Source organism: Dickeya lacustris (assembly GCF_029635795.1).
Classification (GTDB): domain Bacteria; phylum Pseudomonadota; class Gammaproteobacteria; order Enterobacterales; family Enterobacteriaceae; genus Dickeya; species Dickeya lacustris.
Map to the genome: position 1 here is coordinate 2,734,755 of NZ_CP114280.1, position 14,693 is coordinate 2,749,447.

Below are 14,693 nucleotides of genomic sequence, written 5' to 3' on the forward strand. Positions count from 1 at the left end.
GTTAGGCCCCCCGGTAAGCGTGATTGAGCAGATGAATAAAGGTCGTGCCTTCGGTGTATTCAAGCGCTTTGACATCGCGTAACGCTTTGGCCAGACGCGGGTATTGCGCCAGTGCTGCGGGTGGCGCGTGGTGTACGACATTCAACACCACATGCTCTGCGATGCGAGTCGCGGTGATTTTGGCCAACCCCGCTTCGCGCCCGCAGGGCTCGCCTCGCTCGATGCGTGCGCAGATCAACCGGGCCTGAGACAGGGCCGCCTGCAACTGACGCTGTGCTTTTTGCCGCCACTGGCTACGAGCGCTCGACCAGCGCTGTTGCAGTGACAGATCCAACGCCGCACGAGCAATACCTAGCGCTATCGCCCCGACGCACGGGCGCAGCGAATCGAATGTCACCATCGCCGAACGGGCAAAGCGCTCGGTCGGTTTCAGGTGTTGCCCCAGCAGCGCGCTGTCTGGCACGAATAGATTGCGAAAACGCAGGTGCGACACATTGCAACCGGGCACGCCGTGGATCGGGATGCGTTCGGCTTGAACCCCCTCATCGTGGCGTGACGAGAAGATAAACACGTTGATGCCCAGCGGCCCGGGGGCAGTACGCGCAAAAACCACGCCGATGTCCGCCACGACGCCATTACCTATCAAATATTTCTCACCGTTGATAAGCCAGCCGCCATCGGTTTTCACCGCCTGGGTTTGGATATGCTGGGCATCGCTGCCGGCCTCGGGCTCGGTCATGGCAAAACTGCTCCAGGTGAGCGCCCGTTTAAATGTGGCGAAGAACGCCTCCTGCTGCGCCTGAGTGCCCATGCTTTCCACGACCAGCGCCGCCATGCCTGGCCCCGGTGCGGCAAACAGTAAATTGGGGTCAATATAGCCAAAAGATTCATACAGTTCGCAGCGTAATGGCAGCGGCAGCGCCTTGAGCGCGAGCCCCGACTCCGTCAGCCAACTGACCGGCTGAAAATCAGCGGGCACGCCAAGCGTGTTGAGCATTGGCGCGAGCGAGTATTGCGCGGTAATACGCGCTTTATCCGGGTCGATATCAATTTGCCCACCGAGGTGACGCCCTTCGTGCAGCGTGCCTTCAACCAGCTGTTTGAGCGGGAGCAGGAAACGTTCGGTGTCATTCATGCGGTTTCTCCCAACGCAATCAGTTGGGTGCTGCCAGACATAATCTCCATGATACCGGCCTCGGGTTTATACAAGTGGCTGGCCAGCGGGCCCTGCGGGTAGGCGTGGAACGGGCGCGTTAACGCCAGCCAGCCTTCTGCGCGCAGTTGCTGATACTTTTGCTCAAAGTTGTTCACTTCAAAACAGATGTGGTAGGGCAGGCAGGCTTTGTTCTCTTTTTCCAGCAGCCCGGTTAACAGCCGGTTTTCCGGCAGGGGTTCTACCAGTTCTATCTGCATATCGCCATCGGCGGTATTCATGAAGGTCACGTAAATTTGTTGGGCGGTGACTTTTTTACGATGCACAGCAATATGGGGAAAAAAGGTGGCCATGGCCGCAATGGTGGTATCGCTATTCCTGACGATATATCCCAGATGGCTGAATTTCACGACTTTTCCCCCGTCAATATCCTTTATGACAGACTACCGATAGCCGGTATTTTTTTTTATTCCTGCTTGCAGGTCATGATGTGATTTTTGCTGTTATCGCATGACCTTTAACTCATGGTCTTTGACACACGGCCTTTAACTCACGGTCTTTACCCCATGGCCGCGACCTCGGCCTGATACTGGCGCATTAACGCCACCCGGTCGGTTTTGCCGTGCAACGTGAGCGGGAACGGGCCGGTAAAATGAAGGATGCGCGGCACCATATAGGCAGGTAAACGCTGTGCCAGTTCATGGCGCAGGCTGGCCCGCCGCTCGGCGGTGTCCGGCGCAAGGTGCAGACACAAAATCAGGTCTTTGACGGCGTTGTGGTTTTTTTCGGTTAATAGCACGGCTTGTTGTACCGCGTCTAACTGACGGGTAATCGATTCGATATCACCGCTTTCTATACGGTGTCCCTGCCATTTTATCTGCCCATCGTCACGGCCTTTGACGAAGAGCTGGCCGTGGTTGTCGAGATACCCTTGATCGCCGGTACAGTAATAGCGCCCGATGGGGCCGTCGCCAAATAACGCATTACGCGGGTCAGATTCTGGTAAGTAACCTGGGCTGATTTGCGGGCCATGCAGCACGATTTCCCCCACGGTACCATGGGGGACAAGGCGTTGTTGTCCATCAATAATACTCAATCGAGTATCGCCACAGGTGTGCCCCAGAGAGAGTGGCGGTGATGGGGGGAGATTCTCCACATCTATCGGTGCGGCATGGGTCATGCAGGCAGCTTCTGTCGGGCCATAGCAATGTAGAATCGTTGCCAGAGGAAAGCGTTTATGGAGTGTTTCGGCCAGGTCGGGAAGTAGTGCCTCACCGCCAATGGCAATTTTTCTCAGGTTGGGAAGCGCGTGCTGGTTAAATTGTGCATCGGCACACATTAATTCAAGAAAACCAGGAGTGGAGAACCAACTGTCTATCTGAGTGCGCGGGGAGGTGAGTAATGACAAATTCTTACGCGGGAGAATGTTATTACGGTGGTCGAGCATGATGAGGGTTTTACCGGCAGCCAAGGTCAGGAACACATCCATTATTCCCAAATCGAATGACAGACAGGCATGGTTAACATGCGCTCCTTGTGGTACGGGGTGAAGTAATGGTAACGCCCAGCGTGCCAGCGCCTCATAGTTGCCATGGCTGATTTTCACCCCTTTGGGTTCGCCAGTTGTGCCTGATGTGGTCAGGATATACAGCAGTGTCGAGAGCGTCGTTGCTGACGTTGGGCCCAATGGCTCGCCATGGGTCAGTGTGTCGGTCATCAGCGTGGCGAGTGAGGGCAACACACAACCTTCTGGTGGTAAACAGGTCAGTAGTATCAAATCAGCCTGTGTTACGTGCGCTATCCGCCCGATACGTTCGGCGGGGTTGGCGATATCGGCAAAGGTAAAGGGTGTTGCCTCAAACGCACAGGCGAGCATGGCGGCGGCGGCATCAAGCTGTTTGTGGCCGTAAATCAGTACGCAGCGCGGTTTATGTGCGCGCAGCGCCTGGCGGATAGCCTCAATGCGCAGCCCCAGAGTGGCAAAGCTGTAGCTGCCGCTGTCGTTAATGAGCGCCAACTGCTGTGGTTGCAGGCGGATGTGCGTTTGTATCGGGTCAAGAACTGACGAAAACATAGCGTTTACCCTTGTCGATTGCCTGTTCTGTGACGCGCAGGCGATCCAGCTTACTGTTGTGGTTAAGCGCCGCTTCCTCTACCGGATACCAGAATTTCGGCACCATATAGACGGGGAAATACCGGCGCAGGTAGTCGGCCAACTGCGGGAAAATATCAGGCTGGTCAGCGAGCACGAACGCCTGCAACCCTTGCGCAATGCCGCGTACAAGCCAGGGGGTGATGATGGCATCGTGTACCAGCGGATGCTCGCGCAGCGCATTCTCAATATCGCTGATAACAACGCGATAGCCCTGAATTTTCAGCTCGCTGTCTTCCCGGCCATGAAAATAGAGCAGGCCATCACGCAGTGAACCGATATCACCGGTGCGATAACCGCGCACGCCGTTGGCATCGGTAAAAAAGCGCGCCTGCTGTGCCGGGCTGGCATTGAGATAGCCTGCGCTGACGGCATCACCGGTGATGATGATTTCACCGCGCGTGCCCGAAGGCTCGCCTGCGATACGCAACGTGACGCCGGGCCGCGCGGTGCCGAGCGGTAATGGCGCGTCGCACTTCAGCATTGCTGGCGTGATGTCGCAGGCGCTGACCGCCACGGTACACTCGGTCGGGCCATAGGTGTTGACGAGGCGGCAGCCGGGAAACGCCAGTTGTAACGCCATGACGAGCTCTTTGCTTAACACTTCGCCGCAAAAAATAAATTGGCGAAGCGCAGGCAGGTTTTGCTGGCAAAACGCTTTATCACGCAGGTAGTTACGTGTGAGTGACGGCGTGCTGACCCAGGTTTGCGTCCCGGCATCGGCGTGACGGGCGATCATTTTGCGGGTGTTGATGACATCCCGGTAATCCAGCACACACAGCGGCTGGCGGTAATACCAGGCGAGCCATAGCTCGTATTGGCTGACGTCAAAGCAGTAGCGAATATTGCCGCTGACCGGGCCAGGCTCGGCAAAGTGCGCCGTGGCCCAGCGCACGAAATGGGCCAGATTCAGGTAGCTGACTTGAATGCCTTTGGGCGCGCCGGTGGTGCCGGAAGAGAACATGATGTAGGCCATGCCGCTCACCCCGTTATGGCCAAAGGCCTGCTCCATGCGCTGGCAGAGTGCGGTGAGCGTCTGCGAGGTGCCGGTATCCGGTATCATCGCTTCACTCAGTACAGTGGCGCGGATAACCGGCACACCACACTCCGGGGCAGCGTGCTCGCCCGCGTTTAACAGCAGGCTTGCCTGAATACCGTCGGCGATAAAGCGCAGCCGTTCGGCGCTGTTATCCGTTTCTACCGGCACGACCGGGTGGCCGGTGAGCAGGCAGGCCCACCAACCCACCAGACTGGCCGGGTGTTTGTGGCCGTACAGCAGCACTGGCGCAGGCTGCTGGCGTCTGCTCGCCTGATGGTGGGCCTGTAGTTGCGCCGCCAGTTTCAGGGCGCTGTGGTAGAGCTGGTGGTAACGGATATCGCCGCTCACGCTATAGGCAGCGATGCTCTGCACGCCATCAAAACGCGCAAACAGGGCGACCAGATACTGCCATGCGGCTACGGTGTGCACGATAACCCCTGCTCCCGTTGCGCGTGGATGAAGCGGTCAAGCGAGTCGATGGTGGTGATGTGCTGGGTGTCCAGCATCACCGGGTCAATCGATAACCCGGTTATCATCTCTTCGAGGTACATCATCAGCTCAATGAAGATGCCGCTCTCAAACCCCAGATCCCGCTCCAGATCGGTATGCGGGTGCAGCTCTGACAGGTCATCGGTTTCCAGCACCATGCCGATGGCTTTGACGATATCGGGGTAATAGCTTGTGGCGTTATCGGGCAGCACACTGGCGCCGGTTTCAGGTGATTTTGCTGACATAACTCGGGCTCCATCAGGCCGGGCTGCGTTGCGCCGCTGGGCGGCTTGCAACCAGTTGTTCTTGCAGCAGGGTGCGGTGAACCTTGCCGTTAGGGTTAACAGGGAATTGCGCCATCAGGCAGATACGGTGCGGCACCATGTGCGACTCCATCTGGCTTTTACACCAGCCAAGCAGTGCTTTTTCATTCAGTTCACCCTGTGGCACGATGCAGGCGACGATTTCGTCACCGTAAACGGCGTGCGGTACGCCGATAACGGCCACCTGAGCCACCTGCGGGTGGCGGCTGAGTATCGTTTCCACCTCTTTCGGCGAAACTTTTTCGCCGCAGCTTTTCAGCATGTCGTCGCGTCGGCCAATAAAATAGAGCAGCCCGTTTTCATCCAGCCGACAGATATCGCCGGTGTATAACACCTGCTCGCCCGGCAGCAGGCCGGGGCGCAGCTTCTCACGGCTCTTTTCTTCATTACGCCAGTAGCCGCACATCACGGTTGCGCCGCGAATCACCAGCTCGCCGGTGGCGTTACGGGTGTGGCGCTTGCCGCTGTCGTCCACCACCCACAGTTCGGTATTCGGGATGGCAATGCCAACGCTTTGCGGGTGGCTGTCGAGGTATTCCGGCGGTAAATAGGTACAGCGGTGGCACTCGGTCAGCCCGTACATCGAATAGATGCGCGCCTGTGGAAAGTGCTGTTGTAACCGCGTGATGTCTGTTGGGTGCAGGGCGGCGGCGGTATTGGTGACGGTACGCAGGGCAGAGAAGTCATAGCGTGATGCCAGCGGCGTAATCAGGCGCAGCATGGTCGGGACAATCGGCAACACCGTCGCCCGCAGCGCCACCATCCGTTGCAGCGACAGCAACGGGCGACGGAAATCAGGCTCGATAATCAGGGTGCATTGCACCACGGCGGCCATGATCATCTGATACAGGCCGTAGTCGAAACTCATGGGGATCATCAGCATGATGCGGTCATCGCCACGCAGTTGCAGGTAGCCTGACACGGCGCTGGCGGCGGTTATCATGTTACGGCGACTGAGCATCACCCCTTTGGGCTGGCCGGTGGAGCCGGAGGTATAAATAATGCAGGCTAAATCAAGGTCGATGCCAGCGGGCTGTTGGTGCTCGCAGATGCGGTAGGGCTCGCAGACGAGTGTATCGGCTATCTCCTGGCTGACGCAGACCCGCGTCTGTCGATTGTAGTGTTGCCAGTGTTCGCTGGCCTGCGCTTTGGCAATCTCGTCGCCAAGGGCGGCATCGGCAATCAGCAATCGGCAACCTGCATTGTCCACCAGCCAGCTTAATTTATCGGCCTTGGTTTCGGGGCTCAGTGGGATGAAGATAGCGCCAAGATATTGTAACGCCCAGAAATAGAGCGCAAATGTCAGCGAGTTGGGCATATAGACAATCACCCGGTCGCCTTTTTCTACCCCCTGAGCGCCGAGATAGTCAGCCAGCTGGCGGGCTTGCAGGCGCAGCATGAACCAACTGATTTCACGTTCCGGGTCGATAATCGCCGTCTTGTTGGCGGCTTCTTTGGCTGCCCGGTCAAGCCAGACGGTCAGGTGGGTAATGTTTGTCATGATGCATCCTTATCTGAAAGGGGAAGGCGTATAGCGCCTGTCGCCGTCAGGTTGATAGCGTAAAACGCACGCCGTCAGGTGGCGTGTTTCCTGCACCAGCAGCAAATAGCGGCAGCCTGGCCGGGCCTGCTGTTTCAGGCGAATAAATGGCGCGGCGCACAGCAGGGTCTCGTTCAGCGCAAGCGTTGGCATACTTTCATCCGCCACCGCCGCCAGCAGGGCAGGGCTTGCAACCAGCGTGAGCGGCCAGTTATCCGCGCCGGATAAGGGGGATGGCGTTATCTGCGCCAGTAGCGACGCCAATGTGCTGGCGGTCGGCCCGTCTGCGTTGTAGGGCTGGCGGTAATAGCCTTCAAACACCAGACCGCAAGCCTGTTGCGGCGGGCGCGCTTCCAGCCGAATCAGGCAAGCGGTATTTTGTGGCGTTAACGCGTCCAGCGCGCCGCTGGCGTAGGGCGCGTTGGCCTGATCGGCAATCAGCAACAGAGCCGTTGCGTGATGATCGCCAGCCTCTGTCGGCGGGCCATCTGCCAGCGCGTCATTAATGGCCTGGAGTGCGAACAGCGGGGCTGCCAGCGCGCGATCGCACACTGAGAAGCCAAATGCCTGCGGCGCGTCACAGGCGTGAATCAACGCATTGGTGACAGCGCATCCGAGCTCGCTATCCGGTGTCCAGTGCGCCAGCACCACCATATCAAGCTGGCTGGATATCACTGGCCGACGCGCCTGAAGTTCGGGCAAGAGTGCCAGCGCCATGGCGCTAAAGCTGTGTGACTCACTGTTTAGCCAGCGGGTGAGCGTGTCTGCCTGCGGCTGACGCGGGTCATGATGGGAGTGGAAAAATGCCTGCAAATAGTCGGCCATCAGCTCCGCATTCGCGTGCGGAGCCAGCAAGTCCGCCGCCTCATCGTGAAACGTGCGCCACACCACGTCATCGGGCTGAAAACATACCGTCATGATGGCTCCTGGGCGGGCTGAGGGGCATCAAGCGCGATCGGTTGCTGGCGAGCTAACAACTGCGCGGTGGTTTCTGGCTGGCGGATGAGCGTCAGGCGCGCACCATCGACCATCACCTCCGCAGGCGCGCCAAAACTTAAAAACGCGCCCGGCGATGCCGTCAGCCCATAGGCACCCGAATGGGTGATGCCAATTAGGTCATTAACGTCCAGTGCCGGGAGTTGCACGTTATCGCCCAGCAAATCGGTAGGGGTACACAGCGGCCCGCTGATTTGGTAAGTCTGAAGCGGACGCCCGTGATTATCGCCGAGCCGCAGCAGCGGAAAATTTTTACGCCGCAGGCTGTTTAGCCCGGCGGCGGCACTGTGGCAATTCGCCCCGCCGTCGCAGACGGCGAAGGTTTTACCACCGGCGGTTTTTAGCGTGTTGACCCGGGTGACAAAGACACCCGCCTGCGCAACCAGGTAGCGCCCCAGTTCGATGACGATTTGAGTGCCGGGCGCTTGCTGGCGGAATGCCGCCATAATCGGGGTCATGGCCTCGCCCAGCGCAGGCAAATCCAGCGGCGTTTCTTTGGGGTAATAGGGCACGCCGAAACCGCCGCCCACATCGACAAAGTCCAGCGTTAAGCGGTAACGTTCGCGCAATGTCAGCGCCAGTTGCAGAATATTGCGCGTATTATCAGCGATCGCCTGAGCGTGCAGGATCCGCGTGCCCAGATAAATATGAAAACCGCAAAGGTTGACGTGTGGCCAACGGTGCAACGCCTCGAGTACCGTCTCCACGGTTGCCAGCGTCATGCCGAATTGCGTCGCTTTGCCGCTCATCACCAGCCGGGCATGTTCACTGCTAAAATCGGGGTTAATGCGTAGTGCCACCGATTGTACGGTGTGCGCTTGCGCGGCCAGATGGTTGATGTTGTCCAGTTCGGTGACGGATTCCACGACAATGGCGCGAATGCCGCAATCAATCGCGCGGGTCAACGCCGCCGCCGACTTCCCTGGGCCGACATAGAGAATATGCTGAGGTAACACCCCGGCGGCCAGGGCGGTTTCCAGCTCGGCGGGCGAACATACCTCGCATCCGGCCCCCTGCTCGACCAGCGTTTTGACGATGGAGAGCGTGGGGTTGGCTTTCAGCGAGTAATAAATGGCAGTTTCGTGCGGCAGGTACTGCCAGAGCTGTGTGAGCTGCTGGCGTAACTGGCGGGCGCTATAGGCATAAAACGGTGTTGCGATGCGACGGGCAATCTCATCAATGGCGACCTCTTCGAGGTAGCCATCGGTGATGGGGTCGCTTAAAACCGGTGTGTGAACCGGATTAGCCATGATGGAGTCGCTCACGCAGAAAACCGGTCAGGCTATCGAGCGTCTGGAAGGCATCAAAGAGGCGCTCATCCGCCAGATTGAACAAATCCCCCTTCAGATGATAAGTGGCCTCACAGTGGTCACTTAATACCGCAATCAGGCTTACGATATTAATCGAATCCAGTACGCCTTCCGCGCCGAACAGCGCACAACCCTCAAAAATAGCTTTAATTCGCCCATTATCAACGCCAATCGCAACCAGTTTATCTCGCAGCAGCGTGTGCAAGGTTTCATCATCATGACTGACCAGCGTGTGCTCCATTTCCTTCCCCTTCATTCAGTGTTTCTGAATGCGAGTATAAAACTCGTCGCAGGCCTGCGTTTTGTTTGAGATTGCGAGCGATGGCGGCGGTTACAGAAATGCGATAGATCGGCCATAGTATCTTCTAATGGCCGCAATATTGCGTATTTTCACTCTGAATGTTTGCTATATGGCGATGATGTGCGAAACCTTGCCGAAGAGCTGGCGACGGGTAAAGTGATGCTGCAAATAATAGGTGTATCGGGAAATGAGGGGGAGATGAAAATAGCGGGCGTGATGAGAGAAGAAGATGAGAGAAGAAAATGACCTTTCTCTCTCTTAGCCACGACAACGCAGCGGTAAGAGAGAGAAGGGTTAATAACAATACGTTCCGCATTTATACCTGTTGCAGATAGAAGGTGCTGGTTAGCGTTGCACGCGAGGCGCTCTGATAACCGACTTCCTGCACGATCAAATTTATTTATCACGGAATGAAAAAACTAACAGATATTCCCTGGTGCATGCCAATTTGGCTTTCTGCTCTTTAAAAGGGAGCAGATTTTTTTATTTGGTGCTTTATGTTATTTTCTGAAAATTCTAAAGATTTTGAATCGGGAAAGATAGTTAGACTTAGGTATAGGTTGATACTATACTTTCGTGCCGTTATGGTCAGGTTGAGTTGCGTACTCGGTTTTAGGAGAGTTAGATGTCTATATCATTCTCTAACGTTGACTTCATCAATAGCACAATACAGAGCTATCTTAACAGAAAGTTAAAGCGCTATGGCGAGCTTAAGTACGCCTATCTGATCATGAATAAGAAGAAACCTACCGATGTGGTCATTATCTCTAATTATCCGCCGGAGTGGGTCGAAATATATCGGGACAATAACTATCAGCATATTGATCCTGTCATTTTGACGGCTATCAATAAAATCTCGCCATTCTCCTGGGATGATGAGCTGATGATCAGTTCAAAACTGAAATTCTCGAAAATATTTAACCTTTCGAGAGAATATGACATCGTTAGTGGTTATACCTTTGTCTTGCACGATCCAGGCAATAATCTGGCCACATTATCTTTTATGATTGAAGAAAACCGTAGTCAGGAAATGGAAGACGTCATTCATAATAATAAAGATAAGCTGCAAATGTTGCTGATTTCCGCCCATGAAAAAATCACTTCGCTGTATAGAGAGATGAGTCGTAATAAACATCATCAAAAAACAGAGGAAGCGGATATTTTCTCTGTGCGGGAAAATGAAATTTTATATTGGGCCAGCATGGGAAAAACGTATCAGGAAATTGCGCTTATTCTTGGCATTACCACCAGTACGGTAAAATTTCATATTGGTAATGTCGTTAAAAAGCTGGGTGTGTTAAATGCCAAGCATGCAATCAGGCTTGGCGTTGAGATGAATCTTATCAAGCCAGTGGAACCAACAAAGGCAAAGTCGTAAGCCGCTCGGTTTCGACAGCCGTCATTTGTGTAATGCGCTCAATCAGCGCAAGGCGGCTTTCATCGTCGGCGGGCAGCAGTAGCAGGTAAATGCGCTCCTGCTTTTCGGATAATCCTTGCTCTATTATCGAAATTTGCCAGCCTGATCGTTTTAATAACGTGAGCATTGGATGACTGACAATCGTCAGTATACCGTCGTAGTGATATTTTCTGGCGTAATTGATCATGGCAAGAAAGAGCGTGAGGCAGGCTGGGTTACGTGTGCCGATAAGATGTCTTACCCGATCGCGGTCAACAAAAAAGCGGCTGGATTCAATATAGTTCCCTTCAGGAAGAGAGAGTGTGTTGAAGTAAGAATAAAACGTGCCGGTAATCATGTTTGGGTATTTCATTTCGATAAACCTGACACTGCAAACGACTTTTCCCTCTTTAACGCCTAAAAGATAGGTCGTATTCTCATTATCATATTCGTCAAATTCCATGCCATCAATACAGTTTACCTGCCAGTCTAGCCTATCTTTAAATGTCTCTTTACGTAGCGTAAACACTTCGTCTAGCTTGTTATTTGACATTAAACTAAAACTCACATCAAATATTTCTAACATATGTCCCCCTGTTATCACTTTTATGTCTTTTAGCACGGAAGTCTGTTTGATGGGATATATGGTAACGTTTTTACCACTTACTTTTCCAGAGTGATTATTTTTATCTATTTAAGAAACTTTTTGCTTTATTAGTTGACAAATTATTTCCATTTTTACCTTAAGCGTCGCTCATATAATCCATTTTTTATTGAATCGGGCTGCCGATTTTCTGTGATCTGGCACTCATAAATAACGTTATTATTTCAGTAATGGCACGATGTTTTCTGCATGATGAGCAAGGCAGGGGGCATAAGACGTGGCGATAGCGGATTTCGCATGCGGGTTAACCGCTGGTGCCGGTGTGTAAATAGCGTAGGAAATAAAGTTTCGTGATAATAATAAATAAAAATATTACATTGGTAATTATATGCCGTCATTGTCACTGAATATAACCCAAGGATGATGGCTCACAACCAAAGGACTGAAATATGCAAAAAAAGAGCGTGATGTTCCGTATGTACTGGCAAGCGGTCGTGCTGGCCGCATCACTGTTATCGGCCTCGATACTCACCAGCCCGGCGGTGGCGGCACAAACCGACCAGACCGCCGCGTTGCCTGCCGGGACGATTGACCAGATACGCTTTGGTGATAGCGTATCAGAGAAAAATCACGGTTTTGCTGATGCCAGCAGCCAGACACTGACTGGGGGATTGGCAGAGCCTGCGCGCCAGTTACTGCCTCTGAGCCCGGCCGGAATGTATGGCGGTAGTTTGACGTTTACCATGAAGGTAGACCCCCAGTTGCGCAACTATGTGTCTGTCAAACTGTGGGGTGATGATGATGTTAATTCCGCTATCGGTCGGCTTTACCTGTATGTGGTCAAGGAGGGGGTGGAGTATCAGGTGGGCTACCGACATGAGGGTGACTACATGCCACTGAATGTGGCTCACTGGCATAAACCCTTGCCGGGCCGCTTCTTTTACTCCACCACGCTGCTGCCTTATACGATGACCAAAGGCCGCAGTACGATAACCCTGAAAATCGTTTCTACCGGTCGGCTCTATCCGTTCGGAGCCGGAGGGCCTGATGCTGCCAGCCCCTATCAGTACGCCATGAATACGCCCAGTCGCGGGGTTTACCGTGCTTATACACACGTTGATCCCTTTCTGGATGTCTCGGCAGAACCTCAGGGCCGTGAACCTTCCGTTGTGGCACGCACTTCACCGGGGGAGGAGATTTTAGGTGTTAACGGTTCATTTCGTAACGCCATGAATAATCGCATTACCAGCCTGCTTGCCAGCGCGCCGACAACGGCCAATCTTTCAGGGAATGACCTGCGCTATCTTGCCCGTGCCTATTCGGTGGCCGGGCTGAAAGGTGAACAGAATCCGGCGGTGATAAGCCAGGTTGTTGCCGGGCTGGATGCTTACGCAACGCAATACTATGCTGACAACGCCACGGTAAAAGGCTGGGGTGGCAGCTTTGGCGTGCAAGGACAGGCTATCTATTACCTGCGTGATGTCCTGACACCGGCTATCCTCGACGCGTCAGTCAGTTATGGCAGCGGCGGCACAAAAACCCGACGCACCGCCTGGGCTGATATGCTGTTTGCCAGCCGTGAATTTGGCCGCCTTCAGGACAGGCGCACGTTAACCAATCAGTCAATGATTGCCAGCAACAGTATCTACTTTGCCAATAAAGGCCTGCTGGTGTTAAACGACCGCCGGGCATTCGCTGAAAAAACGGCACAACGTTACATCAGAGAGGCGGTGGGCCTGCTGCCCTGGACGGGAAATGACCTGCCGGATGGCGGTGGCCGTGCGCCTTACGGCAGTGCCTATTATCAGGTGACGGATAAGGGCCAAACCCGTGAATGGGGATATGTCGGTGCGGGTTATGGCGAATTGCAGTCCTATCTGGCGGAATATGTTCGCGTGACCGGTAGCGATGATTTTCGCCAGCAAATGGTGAAAATGGCAAAGGCGCGGGCACCGTTTCGCCGCCCGGCTATCGATGTTGTGAATGGCAATAATTATCGGGCAATGGAGGCGATAGGCTTACTGGCCTGGCGCGGTGCGCATGAAAGTGACGGTAATTTTGCCGGTTATATCGCCTATGTTGACTCGCTCAATACCAATGAACGGGCAAAAGGGTTGCGGGTTGCTGCGGCCAGTAACGATGCCACGCTCATCGGTTATGCCAAACAAATGCTTGAAGATGGGCAGTTTTTTGCCAGCCTGAGCGGGGCGGAGTCGGCGTTTGAAGCGCTGGATGTGTTTGCTGATTACCAAACCATTAAAACCGCCAGCGACAGCGGCGCACGTTTGCCGATGACTGACGGCCAGCCTGATTTTGCCTGGGTGGATGAAGACAATGCCATCGTTGCATTGAAAAAAGGTGATGAGCGCCTGTGGTTAAGCGCTTACTGGCAGGCTAAAGCGGGGACGGGTATCAATGCTCTGGCGCGTTTTCACTTTAGTACGCCGGGGTATGATCAGTACGGCGTGCTGGAAACCACACCGCTTTTTCGCGCGACCACCAGTTATACCCGCGCCAATATGATAGATAAACCAGAACAGAATCAGTATGTGCCGCCCAATGCGCCCAACAATGCGTATGCCGGAGAGATTCTGCCGTTGGGTGCGACGCCATCGGACGCCTCCGTCAGCGATCCCTTCCGGGGTAAGGCGGATTTCTATGCCTTACGCTTTGGCCACTACCTGATGGGGCTTAACGTCAGTAGCCGCAACAGTTATCCGCTAAAAACACCGGTTGGTTTTAATGCCGCACAGGATTTGGTATCACAGCGCACCCAGTCCGGCACCATCACCGTTGCGCCACGCAGCAGTGTGGTGTTGTATCTGGAGAGTACCCGTGATGCGGCACCGGTACCGGCGACCCCGCTCTACCTCAAAGCACAAACCAGCGCAGGGGTGACAACGTTATCGTGGTCGGCCGCCTCTGGCGCGACACGTTACGCTGTCCAGCGCTCCGGCAGCGAGGCGGGGAATTATCAGACTATCGCGACCGTGACGACCAATACCTACAGTGATAACGTGACTGCCCCTTCCGGCGGCTATTACTACCGCGTGGTGGCGGTGAATGATAAGGGAGAAAGTTACCCTTCCATGTGGAGCCATCCCTGAGGCGGGATGATGTGTCATCGCGTCCAATCAGTGTTACCTTGCGTTACCGGTGTTGACCGGTGGCGCATTTCATACCGCTTGTCTGTAAACCCCATCGACTGTTCTTCTTCGCCTCAGCCTCAGCCTCAGCCTCCACCTTAAACTTTGCGCCAGGCCTTCTGCCGCCAGCCCAAGATGCCAGTAGCCTGCGGTGGACGTTTTCAGTCAGGTACGAAAATTTTCTTAACTAATCTTTTCTTAACTAACATTTCCTTAGCTAACGCTATGAAAAGATGAATTTTTC

General features: G+C 54.5%; 13 protein-coding genes. 3 read left to right on the plus strand and 10 right to left on the minus strand.

Features of this window, described 5'->3' with window-relative positions; all coding sequences use genetic code 11:
* Window position 1: 1 nt before the first annotated feature.
* From O1Q98_RS12410 to O1Q98_RS12450, 9 genes are all read right to left on the minus strand, one after another.
* Window positions 2–1,135 carry an acyl-CoA dehydrogenase family protein gene (locus O1Q98_RS12410; protein WP_125257864.1) on the minus strand — a complete coding sequence of 378 codons (1,134 nt, stop codon included), beginning with the start codon at window positions 1,133–1,135 and terminating at the stop codon, window positions 2–4.
* Window positions 1,132–1,563, minus strand: a complete 432-nt coding sequence (locus O1Q98_RS12415) for a VOC family protein (protein WP_125257865.1) — start codon at window positions 1,561–1,563, stop codon at window positions 1,132–1,134. The genes O1Q98_RS12410 and O1Q98_RS12415 overlap by 4 nt, the downstream gene beginning before the upstream one ends.
* Window positions 1,564–1,712: 149 nt before the next feature.
* Complete coding sequence (locus tag O1Q98_RS12420) at window positions 1,713–3,227, minus strand: AMP-binding protein (RefSeq protein WP_125257866.1); 1,515 nt, start codon at window positions 3,225–3,227, stop codon at window positions 1,713–1,715.
* On the minus strand, window positions 3,208–4,773 hold the full coding sequence (locus tag O1Q98_RS12425; RefSeq protein ID WP_125257867.1) for an AMP-binding protein: 1,566 nt from the start codon (window positions 4,771–4,773) through the stop codon (window positions 3,208–3,210). The genes O1Q98_RS12420 and O1Q98_RS12425 overlap by 20 nt, the downstream gene beginning before the upstream one ends.
* The gene (locus O1Q98_RS12430) at window positions 4,761–5,078 is read right to left on the minus strand and encodes an acyl carrier protein (RefSeq protein ID WP_125257868.1); all 318 of its coding nucleotides are present in this window, start codon (window positions 5,076–5,078) and stop codon (window positions 4,761–4,763) included. The genes O1Q98_RS12425 and O1Q98_RS12430 overlap by 13 nt, the downstream gene beginning before the upstream one ends.
* A 13-nt stretch (window positions 5,079–5,091) precedes the next feature.
* On the minus strand, window positions 5,092–6,657 hold the full coding sequence (locus O1Q98_RS12435; protein ID WP_125257869.1) for a class I adenylate-forming enzyme family protein: 1,566 nt from the start codon (window positions 6,655–6,657) through the stop codon (window positions 5,092–5,094).
* 9 nt (window positions 6,658–6,666) lie between these two features.
* Window positions 6,667–7,614 (minus strand): hypothetical protein, encoded by a 948-nt coding sequence (locus O1Q98_RS12440; protein WP_125257870.1) that lies wholly within the window; start codon window positions 7,612–7,614, stop codon window positions 6,667–6,669.
* Window positions 7,611–8,942, minus strand: a complete 1,332-nt coding sequence (locus tag O1Q98_RS12445; RefSeq protein WP_125257871.1) for a type III PLP-dependent enzyme — start codon at window positions 8,940–8,942, stop codon at window positions 7,611–7,613. Before O1Q98_RS12445 ends, O1Q98_RS12440 begins: the two co-directional genes overlap by 4 nt.
* Entirely contained in the window at window positions 8,935–9,243 is a 309-nt protein-coding gene (locus O1Q98_RS12450; RefSeq protein WP_125257872.1) for a hypothetical protein, read from the minus strand. The genes O1Q98_RS12445 and O1Q98_RS12450 overlap by 8 nt, the downstream gene beginning before the upstream one ends.
* Before the next feature lie 180 nt (window positions 9,244–9,423).
* Here O1Q98_RS12450 and O1Q98_RS12455 point away from each other — a divergent pair, with 180 nt between their 5' ends.
* Window positions 9,424–9,549, plus strand: coding sequence for a hypothetical protein (locus tag O1Q98_RS12455; RefSeq protein ID WP_269975596.1), 126 nt, complete (start codon window positions 9,424–9,426; stop codon window positions 9,547–9,549).
* 379 nt (window positions 9,550–9,928) lie between these two features.
* Window positions 9,929–10,681 carry a helix-turn-helix transcriptional regulator gene (locus O1Q98_RS12460; protein WP_125257873.1) on the plus strand — a complete coding sequence of 251 codons (753 nt, stop codon included), beginning with the start codon at window positions 9,929–9,931 and terminating at the stop codon, window positions 10,679–10,681.
* Here the strand turns inward: O1Q98_RS12460 and O1Q98_RS12465 are convergent.
* A complete protein-coding gene (locus O1Q98_RS12465; RefSeq protein ID WP_125257874.1) occupies window positions 10,647–11,285 on the minus strand; it encodes an acyl-homoserine-lactone synthase in 639 nt (212 codons plus the stop codon). The two genes, O1Q98_RS12460 and O1Q98_RS12465, sit on opposite strands and share 35 nt — an antisense overlap.
* Window positions 11,286–11,752: 467 nt before the next feature.
* Here O1Q98_RS12465 and O1Q98_RS12470 point away from each other — a divergent pair, with 467 nt between their 5' ends.
* Window positions 11,753–14,410 carry a class I SAM-dependent methyltransferase gene (locus tag O1Q98_RS12470; protein WP_240632689.1) on the plus strand — a complete coding sequence of 886 codons (2,658 nt, stop codon included), beginning with the start codon at window positions 11,753–11,755 and terminating at the stop codon, window positions 14,408–14,410.
* Window positions 14,411–14,693 lie beyond the last annotated feature (283 nt).

Coding starts and splice junctions, on each gene's coding strand:
- O1Q98_RS12410 (WP_125257864.1), bottom strand. CDS start 1,135: ATGAATGACACCGAACGTTTCCTGCTCCCGCTCAAACAGCTGGTTGAA.
- O1Q98_RS12420 (WP_125257866.1), bottom strand. CDS start 3,227: ATGTTTTCGTCAGTTCTTGACCCGATACAAACGCACATCCGCCTGCAA.
- O1Q98_RS12430 (WP_125257868.1), bottom strand. CDS start 5,078: ATGTCAGCAAAATCACCTGAAACCGGCGCCAGTGTGCTGCCCGATAAC.
- O1Q98_RS12435 (WP_125257869.1), bottom strand. CDS start 6,657: ATGACAAACATTACCCACCTGACCGTCTGGCTTGACCGGGCAGCCAAA.
- O1Q98_RS12440 (WP_125257870.1), bottom strand. CDS start 7,614: ATGACGGTATGTTTTCAGCCCGATGACGTGGTGTGGCGCACGTTTCAC.
- O1Q98_RS12445 (WP_125257871.1), bottom strand. CDS start 8,942: ATGGCTAATCCGGTTCACACACCGGTTTTAAGCGACCCCATCACCGAT.
- O1Q98_RS12450 (WP_125257872.1), bottom strand. CDS start 9,243: ATGGAGCACACGCTGGTCAGTCATGATGATGAAACCTTGCACACGCTG.
- O1Q98_RS12460 (WP_125257873.1), top strand. CDS start 9,929: ATGTCTATATCATTCTCTAACGTTGACTTCATCAATAGCACAATACAG.
- O1Q98_RS12465 (WP_125257874.1), bottom strand. CDS start 11,285: ATGTTAGAAATATTTGATGTGAGTTTTAGTTTAATGTCAAATAACAAG.
- O1Q98_RS12470 (WP_240632689.1), top strand. CDS start 11,753: ATGCAAAAAAAGAGCGTGATGTTCCGTATGTACTGGCAAGCGGTCGTG.